The following is a 25,656-nucleotide window of genomic DNA, read 5'->3' as shown; positions in this document are numbered from 1 at the left end:
CCCCGGAGCTATCCCCTTCGCATGGTGCGAGGAGGAAGGCAACGGGGATTTTTTTGCCTGTTTAGTGTCCTATAAGTGGTAGCCATGCCAGTACATCCTGGATTTTTGCGTCCCAATATCCCCATTCATGGGCTCCAGGACCTTCTTCGTAGGTCAGCGGAACTCCAAGAGAGCTGCATGTTTTACGAAAAGTCTGATTCCCCTTATATAAGAAATCCTCTGTACCACAGCATTGGTAGAGTCGGGGGAGTGAGGTCCCCGAGGTGGCATGACGTTGTAGCAATTCCAGCAAATCGTGATCTGATCCGCGTATTTCATCTGGTCCAAAAATGTTAAGCCATTCCGCTGGACTCATAGCATTTTGCCTAGGATCGGTGCGTGCTGCGTGTAAATCCATAACCCCCGAAAGACTGGCAGCGGCTGCAAAGCGCTCTGGATGTAGAAGTGCCAGCTTGAAAGCGCCGTATCCACCCATAGAAAGCCCGGCTACAAAATTGTCTTCACGCTTGTCGGACAGAGGAAAAAATGAACGCGCCAAAGCCGGCAATTCTTCGCTGATAAAGGTCCAATAAGCCGATCCTTGCTCCATATTCGTATAGAAACTCCGATGTACCTGGGGCATGACGACAGCTAGGCCCATGGAGGCGACGTAGCGTTCAATGGAGGTTCGGCGCAGCCAGGTTGAATCATCGTCCGACAGGCCATGCAGCAAATACAGGGTCGGATGTGGCCCTGTTCCCTGCTTGCCCTCCATTCCGATTTGTGAGCGGGTTGCCTGAGGAAGAATAACATTCATAGATGTGCTCAGGCCAAGAACTTCCGAGTAAAACTGACATTGAATAAGAGCCATAAGTAAACCTCTTTTCCTAGGGTGGTGTGACCTCATTGACCTGTTTCAGCATACAACTGATTATGCATTCAGTATACTGTGACCTGTCCAAATATACATATCCAAGTGAATGACTAGGCATTAAGTCCCGTTTCTTATTTATCCTACATTAGGAGGGGGTATGGTTATATGGGACGATTTTTTTAATTTAGGGGTTATTTGGGTTTGATTTCTGGTAAAGTGTTTAAAAAAGATTGATGAATCCAATCTGAGGGAGGAATTTATAGCATGGGGAAAAAGTTAAGAAGTACAATTACAGGTGTACTGAGCACAGGTCTTATTCTTAGCGCATTCAGTGCAGCAGCAGCTGCTCCACAAACTACCAGCGGCCATTGGGCAGGAGATCAGGTGCAACGCTGGTCAGCTACAGGTCAATTGGATGGGGCGGTAAAACCGGATGCGGCGATTACACGCGCAGAATTTATCGTTCTTCTGAACCGTAGCTTGGGAACGTTCACGCAGGATACTCCAGCTGTGACAGACGTAACATATGCTGGCAGTGTGAAAGTAAACGGTAATGGAAGCAGAACGTTCACAGATGTTCCAGCATCCCACTGGGCATACAACGAACTGACAAGTGCCGTGAATGCAGGGTACATAAGCGGCTATGCAGATAACAAGCTCAAACCAAATGGTAAGGTAACACGTCAGGAAGCGGCTGCGATCATTGGCAAAGCCATTGGATTGACTGCGGGCAACGCAGCAGATGTTACTAAATTCATTGACTCCGACAAAATCGGATCTTGGGCGAAGAAAAGTGTAGCAGCAGCTGCGGAGCAAAAAATCATCAACGGTTATCCGGATGGTAAATTCCAGCCACTGAAGCCGCTGACTCGTGCAGAGGCGGTTGCTATTCTGGATGCTGCATCTGGTTACAACTTGAGCTCTGTGGATAATCTGACAACGACTCCTGGTGGAACGGTAACGGATTCCACATACGGTAACGTGACAGATTCCACTTATGGTAACACGTCCACAACTTCTGGAACTGAAGCGGAAGATAGCAGCACAAGTACAAGTACAGATAGTGCGACTACGACTACTACGGACAACTCTACAACAACAGAGACAACTACAAATACCGATACAACTACAGATACATCCACTGAAGCGGATGTTGCTTCTAGTACACTGAAAGTCAACGATGTGTATGATGGTGAAGGTACAATTACAGGGACAGCTAAAGCCGGTTCCACAGTTACTGTCTACTCCAACGATCTGCCTATCGGCAGTGCAGTAGCCAAAGATGACGGCAAATTTAGTATCAGTGTGCTTACTCAAAAGGCGACAGTTAGACTGGTTATCAAAGCTGAAGATGCAGATGGCAATGAAAGTGCGCCTGTAGAAATCTCGGTTTTGGGTAAACGCAGCGAGTAATTTAGAACAAAAAAATCCCCCTTTCACTCTGTCTGGAGCCAATCCAGTCAGTAGTAGAGGGGGATTTTTTCGTTTATTCGCTTATGCCATCTTCCACAATTGGTTTCTCCGGTTTGCGTGTTTGCGGCTCAGACGATGTGCTACCGCCATAACTAGCTATAATACGCTGCTGCGCTCGGTACGTATCTCGGCTTATCCGGGTGCGCTCGACGGTTTTTCCATCCACCTTTTTTACTCGAAATGTTTCCACCACATAGCCTTCTTTGCCCTGACGAATGACTTGATAGAAGCCGGGGGATAGTGAGTCATTACGTATTCTCTTTACGGGTATAGGGAGTACGCGCACGGTGTGAGATTCAAGTTCATACGAAATATTGGAAGGGAATGTACCGAAAATTTTAACAGTTAGCGTTCGATCTTGGACTGCGGCACGTAAGAGCAAATGTTTGCCAGTATTATTTCTAAAACGAAAATTTATGGACCCTGTAGCAAAAGTCGCATCCTGGCCTTTGGGCAGGTAGCTGACTGGCAAGGAATGGTTGCGGCGTTCGACAATGTCCAAGCCGACTCGCAGCGCTGCATTATAGACCGTGCTGGATACCTGACAAATCCCACCACCAATACCGGATTCCAACCGTCCGTTCACGATCACCGGGGCCTCACGAAAGCCATGAGTGCGCTCAGCCTTGGCAATCACCTGACCGTAGTCGAATATGTCACCTGGTTTAAGAATTAAACCATCGACGGTGCTTGCCGCCGAATGAACGTTATACACACGTCCTTCCGAGCTACTGCCGAGACTGGTGGAAAACTGGGTGATTTTTCGCTCTATGCCTTCGCTACGCAGACTGTCGACCGTAATTTTCGGCTCCAACTGGTGGAACGGTAATTCTACTCGGATCGGCTCCCCGGAAGCTGTAAAATCCTTGGGGAGTACCGCGTTCATTGCTACGTCCAGTTTGGGCCAATCCAGGCGCCGGGCAGAGCGCCCCGGAATATACCGAACCTGATCGTTTGCATCAATCTGACGCACCGCATCGATGGGTATGCCATATCGCTGTTGCTCCCAATCAGCACCAAACTTTGATTTTAAGGTTTTCTCTTGCTGGAAAGGTGTGATAGACCATTCCTTCGCGAAGCTAAAACGTGTCTGCACGCGAGTCCATAGATGCTCCGCGCTGAGTGCCTTTACCGCGTTTTGGAAGGCTTCCGCTTTATAACTAATCCCTGCTTCTCCGAGTGTCAGCTTTATATCCTGTGCGCTGCTGTCACTATCCGTTAGGAGCAGAGGACGCTGCTTCAAGGCATCCAGATTTTTCTCCACGAGCTGGAGAGCAGTTGTTTTATCCATACCTCCTACGTTGATGCCTCCAACCTTTACTCCCTCTGGCAGTGTTTGTCTGTCGGCGTACAGATGAAGTCCTCCCCACAGCATAGCCAGCGCCAGAACACCAGACCATATCCAGATGACAGATAAATGAATTTTTTTCATAATGCAGATGTCTCCTGTCTGATAAGCTTGATAGCGTATTCGTGTGCCATAATATTCATATATATGTGCCAAAAGCAGAAAACTTTCGGTACTATTTAGGTAACAAATTTGTTACAATGATAAACGGTATGATGAAATACAGAAGTTTTTAAAGGAAATGCATGGAATATGTCGAATGGATATTAGGTTATACGTAACATGATTAAGCAGCGGGAAGTGATCGAGTGATTGAAATGCAGGATGTGTGGAAGACCTACACGAACGGGACCCACGCACTTCAAGGAGTATCGGTCAGAATTGACCGTAATGAATTCGTATACGTAGTCGGTCCGTCTGGAGCGGGGAAATCGACTTTTATGAAGCTTATTTATAGAGAAGAAGTACCGACCAAGGGACAAATTTCAGTCAATGGTTTTAATATCGGAAAGCTCAAGCAACGCAAAATTCCTTATGTTCGTCGCAATATCGGAGTCATATTTCAGGATTTCCGACTTTTGCCGCGTTTGACAGCCTATGAAAATGTGGCTTTTGCTATGGAAGTTATAGAGGCTCCCAAGAAGCTGATCCGGAAACGGGTTCCAGAAGTGCTTGAACTGGTGGGCTTGAAAGAAAAGATGAATCGTGAGCCTGCTCAGCTTTCTGGTGGGGAGCAACAGCGTGTAGCGATTGCACGAGCCATCGTGAACAATCCCTCGGTCATCATTGCCGATGAGCCGACGGGGAATCTGGACCCCGAAACATCGTGGGAGATCATGCAGCTACTGGATGAAATTAATTTTCGCGGTACAACCATTGTGATGGCGACACACAATAAGGATATCGTGAACTCCATGCGTAAACGCGTCATTGCCATCGAAAATGGCAACATCGTAAGAGACCAGGTAAGAGGGGAGTACGGATATGACTTTTAATACCTTCTTGCGTCATATGCGGGAAGGTTTCAAAAACATATTCCGCAATGGCTGGATGTCCGTAGCATCCATCACCTCCATTATTGTGTCACTGCTCATACTGGGCGTGTTTATCATGCTGGTGCTTAACGTCAACTCCTTGGCTGATCAAGCAGATAGCCAGGTGGAAGTTAACGTTTTCCTGGAGCTCAATGTCGATCAGAGCATGCGTGAAACGCTGCAAAAGGAAATCGCAGCAATGCCGGAAATCAGCAAAACGACCTTTGTGACGAAAGCTCAAGGTTTGGAGGAGCTTCGCAAAGATTTGGGAGACAGTGGCAAGGAACTGCTGGAGGGTTTTGACAAGGACAGCAATCCACTGCCGGACAAAATTGTGGTAGAGGTTATTGAACCAACGACGGTTCCATTTGTGGCCGAGAAGATTGAGAAGCTGAATACATTGCATCCCGAAAAACCGATCTTAAAGGTTCGTTACGGCAAAGGCACTGTAGAGACGCTCTTTACCATTACCAAGCTGATCCGCAATGTTGGTTTTATATTCGTCGCCGGACTGGCGATCATGTCTATGTTCTTGATCTCGAATACCATTCGAGTAACGATATTGGCACGACGCAGAGAAATCAGCATTATGAAGCTGGTCGGTGCGACCAACTTTTTCATACGATGGCCGTTTTTTATCGAAGGCGCGCTTATTGGTCTTATTGGTTCTCTTATTACTGTAGGAATTTTATTTACAGGGTATCAGCGTTTGCTGACAGCCGTTCAGGGAGATATCGCTCTCAATATGTTGAAGCTTATGCCACTTGAAGGCATTTGGATTCAGCTGAGTGCATTACTGGTTATTTTGGGGATGCTGGTCGGAATTATTGGCAGTACCCTGTCCATGCGCAAGTTCTTGAAAGTCTAAGAAGCATTTGGTGGAACGTCGTAGTCATTCAATAGAACGGGGAAGCCCGGTGTTATTTTGCGATAAAGGATGGGGAGTGCAAGTTGAAAAAAATAGGATCTGTGTTGGCTGCTACGTTGGTAGCTGCATTGCTAATCCAGCCTTCTGACGGATATGCCAAAAGCGTGAGTGAGATCAATTCGCAACTGAACCAATTAGAAAAGCAAGCCAAATCTGCCAAGCAACAGCAGCAAAAGGCTGCTCAAGATAAACAGTATGCTCAACATTACAAAAATAAAACCGTACAAAACCTGAAAACGGTACTTGCTCAAATTAACAGCGTCAGTGATCAGCTGACTCGTGTAGCGGTTCAGATCGATCAAACGGAAGATAATCTGCGTGCGACTAAAAAAGATTTAGCCGAAGCGATTGATCGCATCCATTCGCGTGAAAAAATGCTGGAAACGCGTGTGCGTCTCATGTATACGGATGGAACGGTCTCCTATATGGATGTGCTTATGTCCTCGACCAGCTTCAGTGATTTTCTCAGTCGGGTGGATTCTCTGAAAACAATCGTGGAGCAGGATCAAATTTTGTTGGACGAGCATAAAAAGGATAAGGCTCTGGTCGTTAGCAAGAAAAAGCAGCTTGATACGGAATATAAAAATGCCAAGAAGCTGTATGCACTCAAGCAGGACGCCAAGGCTCAATTGAATTCGAAGGAAAAAGAGAAGCAAAGACTGATTGCCAACTACGATCATGATATTGCTGAATCGGATGAAATCAGTGAAGAACAAAACGATATGCTGGTAGCCCTCGCAAACAAACGTGTGGCGCTGGTGCAGGAGAAGAACAAGCTTAGAGCGGAGCAGGCTGCCAAAGCGGCACGCGCTAGAGCAGCTGCACGTGCAGCAGCAGCCAAGCGAATTGCGTCTTCATCCTCAGGTGCTGCTTCGAATTCCAGCCATGCGGCTGCCAGTACGTATACGGGCGGATCAGGCACTTTGGCTACACCTGTAGCCCATTATCGCCTCTCATCTACTTTTGGTATGAGGGTACACCCGATAACCGGCAAGCTTAAAGGCCACACAGGTATTGACCTGGCGGCTCCGCAAGGAACCGATATCCATGCAGCCGAAGACGGTGTTGTTATTGTCGCTGAATGGTGGAGCGGCTATGGAAACACGGTTGTTATTGACCACGGAGACGGACTATGGACCTTATACGGACATATTCGCAATGGTGGTACGGTGGTTCATACGGGGCAGACTGTGAAGCGTGGTCAAAAAATTGCGGAAGTGGGTTCGACGGGCAATTCCACAGGACCTCACTGTCATTTTGAAGTGCGCGAGAATAACAAACCTGTAAATCCGATGAACTATTTATAATAGATATGGTAAGCCCTATTTGTAACCCACGTGGTTGCGGATAGGGTTTTGCTGTAATAGATCATATCCAATGAAGAACATGTGCAATGAGGCACGGAGTAGGATACAATTAACATATTCCGTACAAGCTAGACGTATACTTCGTGAATGGATGCGTTGCGAGGAAATAGGATACAAGATAAAGAGAAGGCGGTGGGCGATTAGATGTTGAAAAAAAGTACAGCGGTACTCTTGATGGTGATTGGGCTGCTTGGCGGCAGTCTGCTCACTTTTGCTTATACTGGAACAACCACAGTAGGGAATAGCGCCTTGGGCGAAGGACTGCTGGCGAGTGTGACAGGAAGTAGTTCCTCCTCCAGAAGTGATATCCGCAAAATTGAGACAGCGATGGACTTAATCCAGGGACAGTATTATCAGGATGTGGACCGCACCAAGCTGGTGGATGGCGCCATTAATGGGATGATGGAGTCGCTTGGCGACCCGTATTCCTCCTATATGGGTAAAGAAACTGCACAGCAGTTCGAGCAATCCATAGAAGGCTCTTTTACTGGGATTGGAGCCGAAGTAGCGGCTGAGAACGGGAAAGTAGTCGTAGTCACACCAATTAAAGGCTCTCCGGCTGAGAAGGCGGGACTACGCGCTAAGGATATTATATTGTCTGTTAACGGTGAAACACTGGACGGACTGGATTTGAACAAGGCTGTTTCCAAAATTCGTGGACCTAAGGGCAGTCAGGCAAAAGTTAAAATACAGCGTAACGGCTCCCCTGATCCACTCGAGTACACGATTACCCGTGACAACATTGATATGGAAACTGTAACAGCTCATATGGAAAGTGACGGTGTAGGTGTCATTACGATCACCCAGTTCTCCTTAAATACAGCTGACCGTTTCAAGGAAGAGTTAGCGAAGCTGGAGAAACAAGGGCTTAAAGGACTCGTCATTGACGTGCGTAATAACCCGGGTGGAGTGCTTTCTGTCGTTATTGATATTGCACAGCAATTTGTACCTTCCGGCAAAACGATTGTACAAGTTGAAGATAAAAATCAGAAACGTGAGGAAGAAAAGTCCAAAGGTTCGCGCAAAAATTATCCGGTGACTTTGCTTATGAACAAAGGTAGCGCAAGTGCGTCCGAAATTCTGGCAGGTGCTCTCCAGCAATCCGCTGGCGCAGTGTTGATCGGGGAAAACTCCTTTGGTAAAGGTACTGTACAAACCAGCTATGACAAGCAAATGGGTGACGGTAGCCTGCTCAAAATCACAATTGCCAAATGGCTAACGCCAAATGGAACATGGATTCATAAAAAAGGGATTAAGCCGGACATCGCAGTGGACCAGCCTGAATACTTTACGGCAGCACCGCTGAACAAGGAAAAGTCCTTGAAATACAATATGAATAGCAGTGATGTGAAAAATGCACAAATCATTCTGCAAGGCTTGGGCTACAAACCAGGTCGCGAGGACGGCTATTTTGACAAAGTGACTGAAAGCTCTGTTATGGCTTTCCAAAAAGAGGCGAAGCTGACGGCTAACGGCATCATTGATGCGAAGACAGCATCAGCGATGGAAGCCAAGCTGATTGAAAAAATTCGTGATCCGAAAAATGATAATCAACTCAAGCAGGGGATTGAAGAGATTCGGAAGGAAATGAAGACAGGCGTAGCGAAATAATAGTGAGGCTACAACAAGGGGGCTGGAAACAGCCTCCTTTTTTATTGGGATTTATTTGCAGTCTGTCGGTTTGTCTTCCCTACATTGGCAATTTCATATAAAATAAATGGATATGAAATGTACGTGCTCCGCTATACAGCGGACCAGGGGCATAAGGAGTGTGAATGGACTTGGAATGGGCATTACAATGGGGATGGAGCGTCTTGAATGCTTGCTTGTACCTGCTTTTGCAGCCGTTTTATTATATCTCGATACTCATTGTCGCGCTTGGCTATCGTCGGCAAATGCTACTGGAGCGCAAGCTATTTCATACTCGAATGCATAGCTGGGCTACTGAGACCTGGCGTGTCGTATGGAGTGGCTTGCTTGCTGGAATAGCAATATCTGCTCTAGGAATGTTCGTCAGCGTGCATCTGACCCCGACTTCCATCGTGTGCCTGTGGATAGCCACATTATTGCTCATGCTGGTACGCGTCCGCTACCTGTGTCTTGCTTATTCGACAGGTCTGCTAGGTGTAGTTCAATTTTTTCTAAACGTAGCCAGTGACTGGCAACCTGGGGGTGCGCTTGGGGCATCGGTAACAGCGATCCGCGAATTGGATATTCCGGCACTTTTATTGCTGGTTGCTGTGCTGCATGTGGCTGAAGCGCTGTTGGTTCGCTGGCAAGGAGGAAAGGCAGCCACTCCGCTGTTTGTCGAGGGCAAACGGGGGCGATTGGTTGGCGGTTATCGTATGGAAGACCTCTGGCCCATTCCGTTGCTGTTGCTGGTACCCGCTCAGGGAGGTTTCACGCTTCCCTGGACACCTTTGTTCGGTGGCGATGCCGGAACGGGGTATATGTTAGCAGCTCTGCCAGTCCTGATGGGCTTCAGCAGTGTGACGCTCGGCCAGCTGCCACGACAGAAGGCAGCACTCACTTCGAATCGTTTGCTGCTGTACAGTGTGGCTTTGCTTCTGCTAAGCCTGTTGGCGGCCTGGTGGAGCCCGCTGATCTTGCTGGCAGCGTTATTCTCCTTCCTGGCCCATGAGGCGCTGATCTGGTATGGCCATATAGAGGAAAGCCGTCTTAGCCCGATGTTTGTGCATCCTGAGCAAGGGATGCGTGTTCTCGCCGTGCTGCCAGATAGTCCGGCTACAGCCATGGGCATCCTGCCGGGCGAAGCCATTTACCGTGTGAATGGCATGGTGGTAAACAGCCGCGCCGAGCTGCATCAGGCCCTGCGAATCAACTCTGCTTTTTGCAAGCTGGAGGTGCGCAATCTGCAAGGTGAGAGCAAGTTTGTACAGCGAGGCATGTACGATGGCGATCATCATCAGCTGGGGGTTGTGCTTGCACCGGATGAAGACGCAGGCTGGGCCGTGTCTATACAGCCGGCCTCCATTTACCGAATTGTGGCTATGCACATAGGCGCGCGACGACGTAAAGCAGGACAGGTATCCGAGGCAGAGCATACGCATTTGGACACCATGGACTAATAGATATCACAACAAGAGGGTAGTCATTATTTGATCAGAGTCGAATAAGGCTACGCTCTTTTGTATATGGCGACAGTAGCCTGCTTGAAATAAATATTCTGATCGGTATACAATGAATATGTAAATGGGAACCTTTGATGAACCGAATGCCTATCATGTGTGTCAAGCAGGGAGAGGAAAAGATGAACGCGATTCACTTTATTCGAGAGTACATCAGGCACCCACGCAGCGTAGGCGCTGTTATACCCAGTTCAAGACAGCTGGCCAAGCAAATTGCAACACCGATTTACTTTGACAAAGCCTCGTGCATTATTGAATACGGGGCAGGAACCGGGGTGTTTACGCAAGAGCTTATTTTGAACAAGCGTCCAGAAACACTACTGTTAGTGATTGAGGCGAATGAATCGTTTTACAAAACATTACAAAGTAAATACGGGCACTTGGAGAGGGTACACATTATTCATGGATCGGCCGAGCATGTAGCACGTTATATGGAACAGTACCACGTCTCGAAGGTGGATTATATCGTATCGGGGCTTCCTTTCACCAGCTTACCCGCCGCGTTATCCAGCCTCATTTTGGGACAAACGGCCGAGGTGTTAGGTCAGGAAGGCAAGTTTATTACGTTCCAGTATAGCAAAGTTAAGCACAATTTCTTCCGTACTTTCTTTGCAGATATCCAGATTAAAAAGGTAAACTTTAATGTGCCGCCAGCCTATGTGTTTACTTGCAGCCTGTGACCCTTCAGCTATGTAGGAGATTAGAATAAATACGAATATCCATATACGGATGATTATGAGAAGATTGGGTCAGCATCATTAAGATGTTGAAACGGTCTTTTTTATTATCCACTTTTATGGAAATATAAGATAAGGGATATGTTAAATGGCAAAATTCATTTAAGGAATCATATTTTAAAATGGGGCTTAACCTATATATTACATAAGTTGGAACCTGTTAGACTTTTGTAGGATTCATAATAAATCTGAACTTTTGTTAAAGGAGATTTATATATGGTAAAACCGCTGATGTTCATGCGCTGGTGTGAGTATTATGGGTTAAGCGACCGTGAGACAGATTTTGTATCCTTTTTTATGATGAATTTTTCAGCTGCACGATCAGGCAATCAACCGAAGCTTAAGGAACAATTTGTTGAGATTCAAAAAAAAGCCTTTCCAGAATACCCCTTTAATATTAGCCCGGAAGAACTGGATTATAACAAATTTGACGAACTGATGAAACGAGTGTTGAACATTCATTTTGACACAGCCGAACTGCTGTATTCCTTCTATCTCCAAAAGCTGTGTGCACCTTTGGCAGAATACATTTTATCTACTGGAGATGCCGAACCAGCACGGATTTACTATGAACTTATTCAAAAGGACAAAGTACGGTAGAGATAAAAAAGCCCCTTGGCTAAGGGGCTTTTTTTATATTCAGGCTATAAAGTTATTTAATAAGTTAACTCTAGTCAATGTTCTGCTATATAGCCATTTGGAATAATCTAAAAATATGGACATTACGTCCCATAAATGGTTCGATATGCAGATTTGGTCGGTGGAACATATAGCACAGCTGTATTACAACATTTGAAGATCCGAGCAATTTCTGAATCGGACGGAGAGGAGAGTGTAATCAACCAGATCCTTGGAGGTTCGAAAGGTGGAATTAAAGCACGAATCTATAAAAAATGAATCTATGGATTAGAAAAAGGTGACGCTGTACCGGAACGATAAACTCGTTAGGAATCAGGAGCCTTAAAGCCTTATGGGGCGCGCTCGTATGGGTGCTGCTCTATTCAAATGTGAAGGAGGAGAGCGGTATGAGGGCGAAAAATAGTAGTATTTTGTTCAAACGTTCCAAGTGGCTGCCTGTCGTCATGGCATGTACGGTTATAGTAGGAGGGGCTTTACCAGCTCCAGCTGTAGCTCATGGTGAAACGGCAAAAACTATCACCATTAAAGTAGATACATCCAAGGAACGTAAACCGATTAGTCCTTATATATACGGCACGAATCAGGATTTGACAGGGGATGAAAATATGGCTGCCAGACGACTTGGCGGCAATCGAATGACCGGATACAACTGGGAAAACAATATGTCCAATGCAGGAAGTGACTGGCAACAATCCAGCGATAGCTATTTATGCGATAATGGTGGCCTGACAAAAGCCGAATGTGAAAAGCCAGGAGCGGTGACGACTTCGTTTCACGATCAATCGCTGAAGCTTGGCACTTATTCTTTAGTTACGCTGCCGATGGCTGGCTATGTGGCCAAGGATGGAAACGGAAGTGTGCAAGAAAGCGAAAAGGCTCCGTCCGCTCGCTGGAATCAGGTCGTAAACGCCAAAAATGCACCATTTCAACTACAGCCTGATCTGAATGACAATCGGGTCTATGTGGATGAGTTCGTCCATTTTTTAGTGAACAAGTACGGTGCTGCTTCAACAAAGACGGGGGTGAAAGGCTATGCACTCGACAATGAACCCGCTCTCTGGTCGCATACGCATCCCCGCATTCATGCTGAAAAGGTTGGGGCGAAGGAACTGGTAGACCGCTCAGTCAGCTTATCCAAAGCTGTGAAAGCGGTTGACGCGGGTGCAGAGATTTTTGGCCCGGTGCTTTATGGTTTTGGCGCCTATAAAGATCTCCAAACCGCACCTGATTGGGACTCTGTCAAAGGCAGCTATAGCTGGTTCGTGGACTATTACCTGGACCAAATGCGCCTCAGTTCGCAAACCGCAGGCAAGAGATTGCTGGATGTTTTCGATGTACACTGGTATCCCGAAGCGATGGGCGGAGGCATTCGAATAACGAATGAAGTAGGTAATGACGAAACGAAGAAAGCCAGAATGCAGGCACCTCGTACCTTATGGGACCCGACCTACAAGGAAGATAGCTGGATCGCCCAGTGGAACAGCGAATTTTTGCCTATACTGCCTCGTTTGCAGCAGTCGGTGGATAAATATTATCCAGGAACGAAGCTGGCTTTGACCGAGTATAGCTATGGCGGCGAAAATGATATTTCCGGCGGTATTGCGATGGCCGATGTGCTCGGCATTTTAGGCAAAAACGATGTCTATATGGCAAATTACTGGAAGTTACAGGATGGTGCCAACAACTATGTTAGTGCCGCTTATAAGCTTTACCGCAATTATGATGGAAAAAGCTCTACTTTTGGTAATACCAGCGTTAGCGCGCAAACGTCGGATATTGCCAACAGTTCAGTGCATGCTTCTATAACGAATGCATCCGACAAAGAATTGCATCTCGTTGTCATGAATAAAAGCATGGACAGCGCATTCGACGCCCAATTTGATCTTGCTAGTGCGACGACTTACGGCTCCGGTAAAGTATGGGGATTCGATAAAACCAGCTCGCAAATTAAAGAAGCAGCGCCAATCACACAAATTTCAGGCAACCGTTTTACCTATACTGTACCGCCTTTGACGGCTTACCATATCGTGCTGACTGCCGGGAATGATACGTCTGTGCCACCAGTGGAAGGTCCTGAAAGCTTTAAACTGAAAGCTGAAGCAGGCGATGGAAAAGTCCATCTGTCCTGGGAAGCTTCCAGCGGAATTGTGGGCTACAGTGTACAGCGGGCAGCAGATGAAAAAGGTCCTTTTACTACTGTAGCATCCAACTTGACCGAAACGTCTTATACGGATACTAACCTAACAAACGGCACTTCATACTATTACAAAATATCCGCCAAAACCAATCAGGGAACGAACGAATCCAATGTTTTGAAAGCGGTTCCCAATACGTCTGCAAACACTCCCGTTCGCTATGAAGCCGAAGATGGCACCCTGAAAGGAACCATTGTGGAATCCAGCGGGACCGGCTACTCCGGTACTGGTTATGTAACGAATTTCCACAATCCAGGAGATTCTCTGACCATGACGGTCCAGGCTCCCACGGCAGGCTTGTACAATCTTACAATCGGCTATCGTTCTCCTCATGACGACAAACGCACGAATTTCTCATTAAATGGCAAGGCGTTTGGAGAACTGGTACTCGGGAAAACGGCTGATTTCAAAGAAACTTCTGGAGGCAAGCTTCTGTTGAATGCAGGTGCGAATACGATCGGCTTTGAAACAGGCTGGGGCTGGTATGATATCGACTACGTCAGGCTGGAGCCTGCCGCTGACCGCCCACCCCATGCGGTAACCAAAACGCTCACCAATCCGAATGCGACGGTAGAAGCAAAAGCATTGATGAACTATCTGGTTGATCAATACGGAAAGAATATGCTCTCCGGTCAAGAGGAAATGAACGAAATTGATTGGCTTCAAGCCAATGTAGGTAAAAAGCCGGCGATTGCAGCGCTTGACCTGATCGACTATTCGCCAAGCAGAGCGGAACACGGTCTTAGTTCCACAGAGGCGGAAAAGGCGATTGCATGGGATAAGCAAGGGGGCATCGTTACCTTTGCATGGCACTGGAATGCGCCGAAAGGTCTGATCGATACGCAGGGAAAAGAATGGTGGAGAGGCTTTTATGCTGATTCGACCACATTCGATATAGAATATGCGATGAATCATCCAGAGTCTGAGGATTATAAATTACTTATTCGCGACATCGATGTGATCGCAGCGCAATTGAAGAAGCTGCAGGATGCGAAAGTTCCTGTCTTGTTCCGTCCTTTGCACGAAGCGGAGGGCAAATGGTTCTGGTGGGGCGCCAAAGGTCCTGAGCCTGTTAAAAAGTTGTATATTTTAATGCACGACCGTTTGACGAATGTGCACAAATTGAACAATCTGATTTGGGTATGGAATTCTGTTGCTCCGGATTGGTATCCGGGAGACGAGTATGTGGATATTTTGAGCTTTGACTCTTATCCGCAAGCCGGTGATTACAGCCCGCAAATTTCAAAATACGAAGACCTTGTTGCATTGGGCAAGGACAAAAAGCTAGTTGCCATGAGCGAAAATGGACCTATTCCAGACCCAGATTTGATGAAGGCGTATCAAGCTCATTGGAGTTGGTTCGCTACATGGTATGGAGATTTTGTGAGAGACGGCAAACAAAACAGCCTTGAGCATCTGAAAAAAGTGTATAATCATCCGAACGTCATTACGCTGGATGAGCTCCCAACGAACTTAAAAACGTATGGCATTACTGAGCAGCCGTCCGTACCGGGCAGCTTCACGCTGAACGCTGCGGGTGAAACGGCGAAAGTATCGCTAAGCTGGACAGCATCGGCGAATGCGAAAAGCTATGAAGTGAGGCGTTCGACGGCTGAAAACGGCGTGTTCGCCACTGTAGCGAGTGATGTATACGGCAGCAGCTACGCCGACACAGCCGTAACGGCAGACACGACGTACTACTATCAGGTCGTAGCGAAGAACAATGCAGGACAGACGCTGTCGAACACGGCTAGCGCAGCGCCGAAGGCGGATACACAGCAGCCGACAACGGGACTGCTGCTCCAGTATCGCACAGCAGATACCAAGGTGAACGACAATCACCTGAATCCGCACTTCCAAATTGTAAACAAAGGTACAACCTCCGTACCGATCAACGAGTTGAAAATTCGCTACTACTACACAATCGACGGTGACCGTGAGCAGACATTCAACTGCGACTATGCGATGCTGAGCTGCTCGAAGCTGAACGGTAAGCTGGTTAAAATGGAGAAGCCTGCAACTGGTGCCGATTATTATTTGGAAGTCAGCTTCAACTCGGATGCAGGTGTGTTAGCACCTGGAGGAAGCACGGGCGAAATCCAAACCCGTATTCACAAAACAGACTGGTCGAACTATAACGAGAGTGACGATTACTCGTATAAAGGCACGCAAACTTCATATGCCGATCATGCAAAAGCTACCTTATACCATAACGGCGTACTTGTTTGGGGAACCGAACCGACAGCCAACTAAGATAAATATTCATTGTACGGCGACATGTACAATCAGCCGATTTTTTGCACTAATGGGGGAATCCCGCCATTTTAAACTTATATAGATAACATTGCTGAAATGAGCAGTGAGATTTGTATCTCATCTGCTCTTTTTTTGTGCAAAAAGCTACTAGTTCGTTTATCGAGTTAACTTGCCTGGAAAAATTGATATGTATTCTTTGTGAAGATTTTTATACACATTAAATTCCATAATATATTGAAATGGTGTAGAATAAAGGGTTGACCATCATCCAATTTATTCATATAATTTCTAGTATATTGTAATTGATTGTCGAGGAGGGTGATTTTTTAAAATCATCTGAATATGCCGGGGGTGTTTTTATTGGAAAATGCAACCACGATCCGCTCGGAAATTGAGAAAGAATTAAAACTAGGTGGCTACACTTTTAATAGTTTTGGACAAGCTACGGGGCTTAACCGGGGCATATTTAGTGCAATGCTTAACGGCAATCCGCCTAAACCTATCTCGGTAAGACAAATGGACTTGATTACCAAAGCATTTAATTATCCAGAGGGCTGGTTATATGATCTGTATGTGGATGAATGTTTTTATGATGGAAGACCACATTGGAAAAGGGTTAAGCCGTTCCTGATTCGTTGTGTTGAAGTAGGAAATCTGCGATGCGTGGAGAAAGTCCTCTCACGCTTAATGGAAGATCTTAACCACATTCCAACAATCTTTACTTTGGCAGAGGAGCTTTATGAAGAAGGAAAGTTAAAAGAGGCAATTCCTTTTTACGAATGTGTCATAGAAAATGAAAAATACCAACATTCAGAGAGGTTGGCAATTAGTCATTATAGAATTTTTTCAATCTCTGTTAGTGAAAGTATGGAAAAAAGATTGGAGGCTGCACTAAGATTTGTACCCTTTAGAAATCGGGTACCCTTAGAGTACCATTTAGATGGTCTGCTTAAACTGTCAAATCTTTATTTCAACTTGCATCAATGGAAAGAAACAGAGCGTTATGCAGATGAATTAAGAGCGCTTGCAACTATTGTTTGTAAGAGCAGAGAAACTAATAAAAAGAATGTTACATTGAAAACTGAGAGACATTTAGTGGTCTACTATGGTCAAGGTTACTTAATAAAGGGAAATGCTCTGGAAAAACAAGAGAAGTATGAGGAAGCAATGAAGTATATTTCTGGCTATGCCGATTTGAGTTGGTTTGAGAATTTAGGAGAGATTGGACAAAAAGAAGTACAAAAGTTCACCCTTTGGGCAAATGCTAATCAGCTTAACTTGAAAATTCTTATGGGCGATACAGGTAGTTTGCCAATATATATTCAATTTCTAAAAAATAACCCACCTGAAATTTTATTAGGGTTATTAACGATAGTAGAGTCGGCTAACAAGCATGGTTTTTTAATAGAAAATATCCTCCAACAATTTTCCCGCGAAATAAACTCATTTAATGATGAATTATCTATGGAAACCAGTTATTATGAACAATCATTTAGTTATCATACGTATGCTGATTTTTGTTATCAACTAACAATATATATGTTTAGTAGCTATTCCTATGAAAATGGTATTTATTATGTTTTAAAATGCTTGAGAAAATGTCTTCAAATCAATAACAAAGAAAAGTTTATGATCTGCACAGCAATATTCGGGAAATTTAGAGCGCAGGCAACAAAAGACCAAATATCAGAATATGAAAGTATCATGGAGGAGGTCTTGATAAGTGCGAGTAAAAAACCTGAGGTTCATTCTAATTATAGGGATGTTTAGCTTTTTAGAATACTCTCATAACATTATTGTGTTTGGCCATGGGATGGGCGGTTAATAGTTATCAAAAAACCAGTCTTGGTAAGGCTGGTTTTTTGATGCATCCCGCTAAAGGGATGAAATGGGTTTTATTATATTTTTAACCTGTGGGGAAGGTATCAGCTTGTAAACTAATGTAAATACCACACCGAACAGGAGGTTTATTGATGTGAAATGGCAACAATTGGAGGAGTGCATCGAAGAAAAGCGAAAAGAATTAAATGATTTGGCGAAAGAGGTGGGATTGAAGGATCGACGGGTGTTGACCAAGTCTATGGAGTTGGATCGGCTCCTTAATAAGTACAGTGATTGGAAATATAGCTATCGTAGACAACAGAGCGTACCCCAAAGTTCACAGATCCAAGAGAACCAACACGAGCTTGTCTTATCTTATTAACATCGAGCATCATGACAAGATAAAACCTAACTTCACCTTGGGCTTCTAATACATAGTGAGATATAGCATAAACAAAATAACCTCTATTAGATCTTGTACGCCGCCCTTATCCACGTTGTTCGTACAGTTTATTGTTCTGCGTCTACATCAAAGCGGAAGCCACGTAACATGATGATACATCTAAAAAAACCTCCCATTCACGTTATTGCGTGACTTAGGAGGTTTTTGGATTTTACTGCTGCAACTGCCGCAACACAGTGATTTCGACACGGCGGTTTTTTTGTCGCCCTGCTTCGGTGCTATTATCGCCAACCGGACGGGTATCTGCATAACCCGCATATTGGAATCCTGAAGGGGATAGCTGCTCTCGGTCGATAAAGAACCGGAGCACAGACAGTGCCCGAGCGCCGGAAAGCTCCCAGTTGTCCTTGTAAGTCGATGAGTTAGAGGAACGCGTGAATGGAATGTTGTCCGTATGGCCCTCAATGCTAATCGGTGTTTTCAAATCTCGGAACAGACTGGCTAATTTGGAGAGCGTGTTTGCAGAACCCTGCTTGAGTGCCGCTCTGCCTTGGTCGAATAGAAAGCGGTCATTCAGCGTAATGACAATGCCACGTGGTTGATCGGATACGAAAATCTGGTTTTGTAGCTTGTTGTCTGTAATATATTCCTGAATGACACCCATTAGGTTTTGCAGCTCTTGTTCCTGCTTGCGAAAAGCTTGTTCACGCTCGGTGAGCTTGGTTGATCCTGCTTCCTTTTTATTAGAGGCCGGTTGCTTGGTCGCAGGTGGATTCTTGCTGGTATAACGATCGGCAGTTCCCGTAATGCCAGAGCCTTGCTCCAAAATAGAATCTCCCTTGTGGAACGTATCCTGTAGGGATTGAACTACCACGTCGTATTTCTTAGCATCCAGACTGCTCATAGCATACATTACGACGAAAAAAATGAGCAGCAGGGTGATCAGATCGGCATAGGTAATCATCCACCGATCCCGTTGGTCTCCGCCACCACCACCTTGACGCCCACGGCGCTTAGCGCGCACTCTCATGGAAATCCTCCTTTGGAGAAACGCTCTCTGGACTTGAGCGACGAGGCGGTTTGCGATCTATATTTTGCTCTGAACGGATAAAAAATTCCAACTTCTTGCGTACAAGCTTAGGGTTCTCTCCGTTTTGAATCGCTAGGATACCTTGCAGTAGCAAATCCATCGTAATTATTTCACTTTCGCTGGCTGCTCTTATTTTGGATGCGATGGGCAGAAAGATCAGATTGGCGCTAGCAACGCCGTATAAAGTTGCGATAAAAGCCACAGCAATCGACGGCCCGAGCGCAGTAGGCTCGGTTAGGCTGCCCAGTACATGGATCAGACCCATGACCGTACCGATAATTCCCATCGTAGGGGCATAGCCGCCTGCCGATTCAAATATTTTGGCGTACCCCTCATGTTTGTGCCCAATAGCATCTAACTCTAGTTCTAATATTTGCTTGATCTGCTCCTGTTCGGTGCCGTCAATGACAAGTTGAAGACCTTCCCGCAAAAATGCATTCGGATGCTCCGATGATATACGTTCTAACGCAAGCACACCGGATCGGCGCGAGGTGGCAGCCATGGAAACCAAATCTTCTATATATTGCTCCGTAGGATTATCCTCACGACTAAAAGCCATCCGCAGAGCGGTGGGTATAGTCTTCAGCTTGGAGGCAGGGTAACTGATCACAACGGCGGCGAATGTTCCGCCAAATACGATCAGAGCCGATGTACCTTGAAGCAGCCCTGTGAATTCGCCGCCTTCCCATAAGAAGCCACCGATTAATGCTATGATTCCGGCGATGATGCCCAATACGATGGTGATATCCAAAATTTAATTCACTCCTATTCAAGACTTATCGTTTGCATCCACGGTAAGAAAGAGGTATAATACGGGAACAAACATTCTTATTCAACCATATTTCCCAAGTATCATTGCGCGGGAAATATCGACATAGAATTACAGGCAAAGACGTTAAAGCTCGATTGGTGTAAAAACATGATGTTTTCATTTTAGACGATAAGGGTGATGCAGGGCAATGAGTGATATCGTTGTTAGCGATAAGACTTTTGAAATTCAGTCGGAATTCCAACCTCAAGGCGATCAGCCCCAAGCCATTTTTGAATTGGTAGAGGGAATCGCAGAAGGAAAGAAGCATCAAACTCTATTGGGTGCTACAGGAACAGGTAAGACGTTTACCATCGCTCAGACTATTGCCAAGCTGAATCGGCCTACACTGGTTATCGCGCATAACAAGACTTTGGCTGCTCAACTGGCAAGTGAGTTTAAAGAATTTTTTCCGAACAACTCCGTCGATTATTTTGTCAGCTACTATGATTACTACCAACCGGAAGCGTACATCCCTTCTTCCGATACGTATATTGAGAAGGATTCCAGCATCAATGAAGAGATTGATAAACTTCGCCACTCGGCCACAAGCTCTCTGTTTGAGCGTCGTGACGTTATCATTGTAGCGAGTGTCTCTTGCATTTATGGTTTGGGTTCACCGAAAGAATATTCAAGCTTGCTGCTCTCGCTTAGAGTCGGCATGGAGAAACCCCGCAATCAGATTTTGTCCCGCTTGGTCGATATTCAATATCAGCGGAACGATATCAACTTCGTGCGGGGTACTTTCCGTGTACGGGGGGATGTTGTTGAGATTTTCCCGGCTTCCCATGGAGAAAATGCAATCCGGGTAGAACTGTTCGGTGATGAAATTGAACGAATCACTGAGATTAATGTGCTTACAGGTGAATTGATCGGTGAACGTGAGCATATTGCCATTTTCCCGGCGTCTCACTTTGTTACTCATGAGGATACGATGAGGGTAGCCCTAGTCAATATCGAACGTGAGCTAGAAGAGCGGTTAGCAGAGCTGAAGGAGCAAGGGAAACTGTTAGAGGCGCAACGTCTGGAGCAACGTACCCGCTATGATATCGAGATGATGAGAGAGGTTGGCTTTTGTTCTGGTGTCGAAAATTACTCGGGTCCACTCACATTCCGCGAGCGGGGAGCGACACCATATACACTAATGGATTATTTTCCAGATGATATGCTGATCGTCATCGACGAATCTCATGTTACTTTGCCGCAGATTCGTGCGATGTATAACGGGGACCAGGCGCGTAAAAATGTGCTCGTTGAACATGGTTTTCGTTTGCCATCTGCATTGGATAACCGACCGCTAAAGTTTGAGGAGTTCGAGGACAAAGTAAATCAGATAATCTATGTATCCGCTACTCCAGGCCCGTATGAGATGGAAAAATGCGATACGATGGTACAGCAGATTATTCGTCCTACCGGTCTCCTCGATCCTATAATTGAGGTGCGTCCAAGCAAAGGTCAAATTGACGACCTCATTAATGAAATACGGCAGCGCATAGAACGTGAAGAACGGGTACTGGTCACCACACTCACGAAGAAAATGGCTGAAGATTTGACAGACTACTTAAAAGAAGTGGGCATTAAGGTTCGATATATGCACTCCGAGATTAAGACTTTGGAACGGATGGCGATTTTGCGGGATCTTCGTCTCGGAACCTTCGATGTGCTGATCGGGATCAACCTGTTGCGGGAAGGTCTCGATTTGCCGGAAGTATCGCTGGTTGCGATTTTGGATGCGGACAAAGAAGGCTTCCTGCGTTCTGAGCGCTCTCTGATTCAGACAATCGGACGGGCAGCACGGAATAGTGACGGACGTGTTATTATGTACGGCGATAAGATTACCGATTCTATGGATAAAGCGATCAAGGAAACGGAACGGCGCCGTGCGATTCAAATTCAATACAATGAAGAACATGGGATTACTCCGCAAACCATCCGCAAAAAGATTCGTGATGTCATTGAAGCAACCAAGGCGACAGAGTCCAAGAATGATTACCTTCCTAATGAGACGGGTAAACTTTCCAAGAAGGAGCGTCAATCCCTCACTCAGCGCCTAGAAGCAGAAATGAAGGATGCGGCCAAAAATCTACAGTTCGAACGGGCTGCCGAGTTGCGTGATGCTTTGCTGGAGTTACGTGCTGATTAAACATTGAGAATAGACTAGAAGCACAACATATTGATAATAAAATGTTTGATTGCTTTTAAGAGATAGTGAGGACGGCCAATATGGTCGTTCTCTTTGCGATATATCACTTCCATCGGATAATCCAATGCGATATAGGATGACGTGAACTACGGCTAAGGAGATGAAACATTTGGCGAATGAAAGCATCATCATCAAAGGCGCACGCGCGCATAATCTCAAAAATATTGACGTGACGATTCCACGGGACAAGTTCGTCGTCCTGACAGGGCTTAGCGGCTCAGGCAAATCATCACTGGCTTTTGATACGATCTATGCAGAAGGGCAGCGGCGATATGTGGAATCTCTATCTGCATATGCTCGTCAATTCCTCGGGCAAATGGAGAAACCGGACGTTGATTCTATTGACGGCCTGTCTCCTGCGATTTCTATTGATCAAAAAACGACAAGTCGAAATCCACGTTCTACAGTCGGAACAGTTACAGAAATCTATGATTACCTGCGGTTGTTATTTGCACGGGTCGGTCATCCTCATTGTCCTGAACATGGCATTGAAATCACTTCACAGACTGTCGAACAGATGGTAGACCGCATTTTGCAGTATCCTGACAAGACACGGCTGCAAATTCTGGCTCCATTGGTATCCGGCCGCAAAGGTGAGCATAAGACACTGTTCACTGATATAGCCAAACAGGGCTTTGTACGGGTACGTGTAAATGGCGAACTGCGTGAATTGTCCGAGAAGATTGAACTGGAGAAGAACAAGAAGCACTCGATTGAAGTGGTCGTGGACCGGATCGTAGTTAAGGAAGATGTACGTGCGCGTCTGTCCGACTCTATTGAGACGGCATTGAATCTTTCAGGCGGACAGTTGCTTGTAGACATTATAGGGCAAGAGGAGTTGCGATTTAGCTCCAACTTTGCATGTCCGATTTGCGGTTTTAGTATAGAAGAGCTGTCTCCACGGATGTTTTCCTTTAATAGTCCGTTTGGCGCTTGTCCGGATTGTGATGGTCTAGGAGTTAAAATGGTCGTTGACCCTGATCTGCTCATACCCGATCCAGAAAAAAGTGTGGAAGATGGGGCGTTCCAGGCATGGAGTGGAGGAACTTCCACTTATTATCCTCAATTTTTGCAGTCCGTATGCGAACACTATGGTATTCCGCAGGACATTCCTGTAAGCCAATTGACGCCAGAACAAATGAATCTTATTCTACACGGAACAGGTGACCAGAAGATTCGTTTCCGCTATGAAAATGATTTTGGCCAACGTAAGGAAGCCTATGTGACCTTTGAGGGCATTATCCCGAACTTGGAGCGTCGTTACCGTGATACGGCTTCTGAGGGAATACGTGAATTTATTGAAGGCTTTATGAGCGCAAAGCCATGTAACACCTGTAAGGGGCATCGACTGAAAAAGGAAAGCCTGGCGGTAACCATACAAGAGCGTAATATCGCTTATGTGACAGCTTTATCTGTCGGGGAGGCGTCTCACTTTTTCCATACACTAGAGCTAAGTGAGAAAGAGCAGTCGATTGCCAACCTCATTTTAAAGGAAATTAACAGTAGATTGGGATTCCTTGTGAACGTTGGTCTGGAATATCTGACTCTAAGCCGTGCGGCAGGTACATTGTCCGGCGGGGAGGCACAGCGTATCCGATTGGCGACACAGATCGGGTCCAGTCTGATGGGCGTGCTTTATATTTTGGACGAGCCAAGTATTGGGTTGCATCAGCGAGATAATGACCGTCTGATTAGTGCTCTGGAACATATGCGGAATTTAGGCAATACGTTGATCGTGGTGGAGCATGACGAAGACACGATGATGGCAGCGGACTATATCATTGATATTGGGCCAGGGGCCGGAATCCATGGCGGCATGATTATGTCACAGGGTACCCCGCAGGAAGTTATGGAAGATCCGAATTCCCTGACTGGGCAATATTTGAGCGGCCGCAAGTTTATTCCAGTTAACACCGAGCGGCGCAAGCCTGCGGATAAGTGGCTGGAGGTTCGCGGAGCCAAGGAGAACAATCTCAAAAATGTGAATGTCAAAATTCCATTGGGCGTTTTCACGGCTGTCACCGGCGTATCCGGATCTGGAAAATCGACGCTGGTCAACGAAATTTTATACAAAACGTTGGCGCGTGATCTGAACCGTGCGAGAGTACGCCCAGGTCAGCATAAAGAAATTCGCGGGCTAGAGCATATCGAAAAGGTTGTTGAGATTGATCAATCGCCGATCGGTCGTACACCGCGTTCCAATCCTGCAACTTATACCGGAGTGTTCGATGATATCCGTGATTTATTCTCGCAGACGAACGAGGCTAAAGTTCGAGGCTACAAGAAAGGCCGGTTTAGTTTTAACGTTAAGGGAGGCCGATGTGAATCTTGTAGAGGCGACGGTATCATCAAGATTGAGATGCACTTTTTGCCAGATGTATACGTACCATGCGAAGTGTGCAAAGGCAAACGCTATAATCGGGAGACCCTTGAGGTTAAGTACAAAGGGAAGAGTATCGCTGATGTGCTGGAGATGACGGTAGAGGATGCGACAGCATTTTTTGAAAATATTCCGAAGATTCATCGCAAGATCCAAACGCTGATGGATGTAGGCTTGGGGTATATCAAGCTGGGTCAACCAGCGACTACCTTGTCCGGTGGTGAAGCACAGCGTGTGAAGCTGGCTTCCGAATTATATCGTCGCAGCACGGGCAAAACCATTTATATCTTGGATGAGCCGACAACCGGTCTGCATGTTCACGATATTGACCGATTGCTGACCGTGCTGCACCGCTTGGTCGATTCAGGAGAGACCGTACTGGTTATTGAGCATAATCTAGATGTAATTAAGACAGCCGATTTCCTGATTGATCTGGGGCCTGAAGGCGGAAGCGGCGGTGGAACAATCTTGGCTACTGGGACACCAGAACAACTCGTAAAAGTCGATGAATCCTATACAGGCCGATACTTAAAGCCGATCCTTGAACGGGATACACAGCGCAGCCAAGCGCTTCAGACAGTCGATCTATAAATACTGTTTTAACGTACATCTTGAAAACCCTGCACAGGCAGGAAGGCAGAATACGATTTAGCGTATATGTACCTTTCTGTTGGCAGGGTTTATTTTTTTTGTAAAAAAAGAAAACTTTTATTAAGTTTCTGCGTTAAAGCATGTGACACATAGTTTAACAAGTGCTGGAATAATAAATCTATATGTATATTCATCGACAGAAAGTCTCTGAGTAATCTCTAATTTTTGTGGAGTTTTCATGTTTAGGCTCGGGCTTGAAGAGGTTAATATATAACTTATGATTATCTAGCATCATACAAAGTTCCGTGCCCACGTGACAACCGCTACTAGTTGAAGCGAAACCGTCTATAGTTTTATTACATCCAAGGTTTATACCACATC

Annotated in this window: 17 protein-coding genes; 13 read left to right on the top strand and 4 right to left on the bottom strand. The window is 45.9% G+C overall.

Going from position 1 to position 25,656, the window contains the following annotated elements; genetic code table 11:
* Window positions 1-61: 61 nt before the first annotated feature.
* Complete coding sequence (locus tag ABEW32_RS00240; RefSeq protein ID WP_430183606.1) at window positions 62-850, bottom strand: alpha/beta hydrolase; 789 nt, start codon at window positions 848-850, stop codon at window positions 62-64.
* 267 nt (window positions 851-1,117) lie between these two features.
* Here ABEW32_RS00240 and ABEW32_RS00235 point away from each other — a divergent pair, with 267 nt between their 5' ends.
* Window positions 1,118-2,266 carry an S-layer homology domain-containing protein gene (locus tag ABEW32_RS00235; protein WP_430183604.1) on the top strand — a complete coding sequence of 383 codons (1,149 nt, stop codon included), beginning with the start codon at window positions 1,118-1,120 and terminating at the stop codon, window positions 2,264-2,266.
* Window positions 2,267-2,339: 73 nt separating this feature from the next.
* Here the strand turns inward: ABEW32_RS00235 and ABEW32_RS00230 are convergent, their stop codons facing one another.
* Window positions 2,340-3,758 (bottom strand): VanW family protein, encoded by a 1,419-nt coding sequence (locus tag ABEW32_RS00230; protein WP_430183602.1) that lies wholly within the window; start codon window positions 3,756-3,758, stop codon window positions 2,340-2,342.
* Between the two features lie 224 nt (window positions 3,759-3,982).
* Between ABEW32_RS00230 and ftsE the strand changes: the two genes are divergently transcribed.
* The 10 genes from ftsE to ABEW32_RS00180 all read left to right on the top strand — a co-directional run bounded on the left by ftsE (window position 3,983) and on the right by ABEW32_RS00180 (window position 18,182).
* Window positions 3,983-4,669, top strand: a complete 687-nt coding sequence (ftsE, locus tag ABEW32_RS00225; protein ID WP_007432660.1) for a cell division ATP-binding protein FtsE — start codon at window positions 3,983-3,985, stop codon at window positions 4,667-4,669.
* Window positions 4,659-5,576, top strand: a complete 918-nt coding sequence (gene ftsX / locus ABEW32_RS00220) for a permease-like cell division protein FtsX (protein ID WP_430183600.1) — start codon at window positions 4,659-4,661, stop codon at window positions 5,574-5,576. The genes ftsE and ftsX overlap by 11 nt, the downstream gene beginning before the upstream one ends.
* A gap of 83 nt (window positions 5,577-5,659) precedes the next feature.
* Complete coding sequence (locus ABEW32_RS00215) at window positions 5,660-6,943, top strand: murein hydrolase activator EnvC family protein (protein ID WP_430183598.1); 1,284 nt, start codon at window positions 5,660-5,662, stop codon at window positions 6,941-6,943.
* A gap of 204 nt (window positions 6,944-7,147) precedes the next feature.
* Window positions 7,148-8,614: a S41 family peptidase gene (locus tag ABEW32_RS00210; RefSeq protein ID WP_430183596.1), complete on the top strand. Its 1,467-nt coding sequence runs from the start codon at window positions 7,148-7,150 to the stop codon at window positions 8,612-8,614.
* A gap of 164 nt (window positions 8,615-8,778) precedes the next feature.
* Entirely contained in the window at window positions 8,779-10,092 is a 1,314-nt protein-coding gene (locus tag ABEW32_RS00205; RefSeq protein ID WP_430183594.1) for a serine protease, read from the top strand.
* A 182-nt stretch (window positions 10,093-10,274) separates the two neighbouring features.
* Entirely contained in the window at window positions 10,275-10,832 is a 558-nt protein-coding gene (locus tag ABEW32_RS00200) for a class I SAM-dependent methyltransferase (RefSeq protein ID WP_430183801.1), read from the top strand.
* Between the two features lie 273 nt (window positions 10,833-11,105).
* Window positions 11,106-11,489, top strand: a complete 384-nt coding sequence (locus ABEW32_RS00195) for a hypothetical protein (RefSeq protein WP_430183592.1) — start codon at window positions 11,106-11,108, stop codon at window positions 11,487-11,489.
* Window positions 11,490-11,914: 425 nt separating this feature from the next.
* Window positions 11,915-15,976 carry a glycosyl hydrolase gene (locus ABEW32_RS00190; RefSeq protein ID WP_430183590.1) on the top strand — a complete coding sequence of 1,354 codons (4,062 nt, stop codon included), beginning with the start codon at window positions 11,915-11,917 and terminating at the stop codon, window positions 15,974-15,976.
* Window positions 15,977-16,339: 363 nt separating this feature from the next.
* Window positions 16,340-17,749: a DNA-binding protein gene (locus ABEW32_RS00185; protein ID WP_430183588.1), complete on the top strand. Its 1,410-nt coding sequence runs from the start codon at window positions 16,340-16,342 to the stop codon at window positions 17,747-17,749.
* A gap of 205 nt (window positions 17,750-17,954) precedes the next feature.
* Entirely contained in the window at window positions 17,955-18,182 is a 228-nt protein-coding gene (locus ABEW32_RS00180) for a Spo0E family sporulation regulatory protein-aspartic acid phosphatase (protein WP_264216819.1), read from the top strand.
* A gap of 232 nt (window positions 18,183-18,414) precedes the next feature.
* On the opposite strand, the gene ABEW32_RS00175 is transcribed toward ABEW32_RS00180, so the two are convergent.
* Both ABEW32_RS00175 and ABEW32_RS00170 read right to left on the bottom strand, forming a co-directional pair.
* Window positions 18,415-19,233, bottom strand: coding sequence for a flagellar motor protein MotB (locus ABEW32_RS00175; RefSeq protein ID WP_430183586.1), 819 nt, complete (start codon window positions 19,231-19,233; stop codon window positions 18,415-18,417).
* Entirely contained in the window at window positions 19,217-20,044 is an 828-nt protein-coding gene (locus ABEW32_RS00170) for a flagellar motor protein (protein ID WP_430183584.1), read from the bottom strand. Before ABEW32_RS00170 ends, ABEW32_RS00175 begins: the two co-directional genes overlap by 17 nt.
* Before the next feature lie 208 nt (window positions 20,045-20,252).
* On the opposite strand from ABEW32_RS00170, the gene uvrB reads away from it, so the two are divergent.
* Window positions 20,253-22,244, top strand: coding sequence for an excinuclease ABC subunit UvrB (uvrB, locus tag ABEW32_RS00165; RefSeq protein WP_430183582.1), 1,992 nt, complete (start codon window positions 20,253-20,255; stop codon window positions 22,242-22,244).
* A gap of 169 nt (window positions 22,245-22,413) precedes the next feature.
* Window positions 22,414-25,275: an excinuclease ABC subunit UvrA gene (gene uvrA / locus ABEW32_RS00160; protein WP_430183580.1), complete on the top strand. Its 2,862-nt coding sequence runs from the start codon at window positions 22,414-22,416 to the stop codon at window positions 25,273-25,275.
* Window positions 25,276-25,656: the final 381 nt, after the last annotated feature.

The organism is Paenibacillus jamilae (genome assembly GCF_050482105.1).
GTDB lineage: Bacteria > Bacillota > Bacilli > Paenibacillales > Paenibacillaceae > Paenibacillus > Paenibacillus jamilae_B.
The sequence above is the reverse complement of the archived record's forward strand: the minus strand, read 5'-3'. Positions and strand labels throughout refer to the sequence as shown.

What these genes read in the sequence shown, in the direction of transcription:
- ABEW32_RS00200 (WP_430183801.1), top strand. Translation starts at nt 10,275, where the DNA reads ATGAACGCGATTCACTTTATTCGAGAGTACATCAGGCACCCACGCAGC.
- ABEW32_RS00240 (WP_430183606.1), bottom strand. Translation starts at nt 850, where the DNA reads ATGGCTCTTATTCAATGTCAGTTTTACTCGGAAGTTCTTGGCCTGAGC.
- ftsX (WP_430183600.1), top strand. Translation starts at nt 4,659, where the DNA reads ATGACTTTTAATACCTTCTTGCGTCATATGCGGGAAGGTTTCAAAAAC.
- uvrB (WP_430183582.1), top strand. Translation starts at nt 20,253, where the DNA reads ATGAGTGATATCGTTGTTAGCGATAAGACTTTTGAAATTCAGTCGGAA.
- ABEW32_RS00190 (WP_430183590.1), top strand. Translation starts at nt 11,915, where the DNA reads ATGAGGGCGAAAAATAGTAGTATTTTGTTCAAACGTTCCAAGTGGCTG.
- ABEW32_RS00175 (WP_430183586.1), bottom strand. Translation starts at nt 19,233, where the DNA reads ATGAGAGTGCGCGCTAAGCGCCGTGGGCGTCAAGGTGGTGGTGGCGGA.
- ABEW32_RS00235 (WP_430183604.1), top strand. Translation starts at nt 1,118, where the DNA reads ATGGGGAAAAAGTTAAGAAGTACAATTACAGGTGTACTGAGCACAGGT.
- ABEW32_RS00205 (WP_430183594.1), top strand. Translation starts at nt 8,779, where the DNA reads ATGGACTTGGAATGGGCATTACAATGGGGATGGAGCGTCTTGAATGCT.
- ABEW32_RS00195 (WP_430183592.1), top strand. Translation starts at nt 11,106, where the DNA reads ATGGTAAAACCGCTGATGTTCATGCGCTGGTGTGAGTATTATGGGTTA.
- ABEW32_RS00230 (WP_430183602.1), bottom strand. Translation starts at nt 3,758, where the DNA reads ATGAAAAAAATTCATTTATCTGTCATCTGGATATGGTCTGGTGTTCTG.
- ABEW32_RS00210 (WP_430183596.1), top strand. Translation starts at nt 7,148, where the DNA reads ATGTTGAAAAAAAGTACAGCGGTACTCTTGATGGTGATTGGGCTGCTT.